Annotated in this window: 1 protein-coding gene; it reads right to left on the bottom strand. The window is 64.9% G+C overall.

From position 1 onward, the window contains the following. The coding region (locus L6Q67_RS24615; RefSeq protein ID WP_367171689.1) for a rhodanese-like domain-containing protein at nucleotides 1-135 on the bottom strand (135 nt) is incomplete at its 3' end. Nucleotides 136-302 lie beyond the last annotated feature (167 nt).

Consider the following 302-nt stretch of genomic DNA (forward strand, 5'->3'; position numbering starts at 1 on the left):
TTCGGCCAGATGGGCGGCGCCCTCGATGTGGCCACGCTGGTAGCTCGCCAGGTCGCGCACGTCGAACACGGTGACGCCCGGTTCGCTGCGGATCAGCGCCACGGCAGCGGCGCCGGGGATGCATTCATAGCTCATGGGTTACCTCTAGCAATGAGAACAATCGAGGCGACCTGTAGGGGCGACTTCAGTCGCCCATCCGCGCGTTGATGAATTTGCGGTGCAGGCATCTGTGGGCGGCTGAAGCCGTCCCTACGGGTCGATGTTTCGTGTGGCGCTCAGGCCGCCGCGGTGGTCTTCTCCAG

This window comes from Zoogloea sp. (assembly GCF_023150065.1).
Lineage (GTDB): Bacteria > Pseudomonadota > Gammaproteobacteria > Burkholderiales > Rhodocyclaceae > Zoogloea.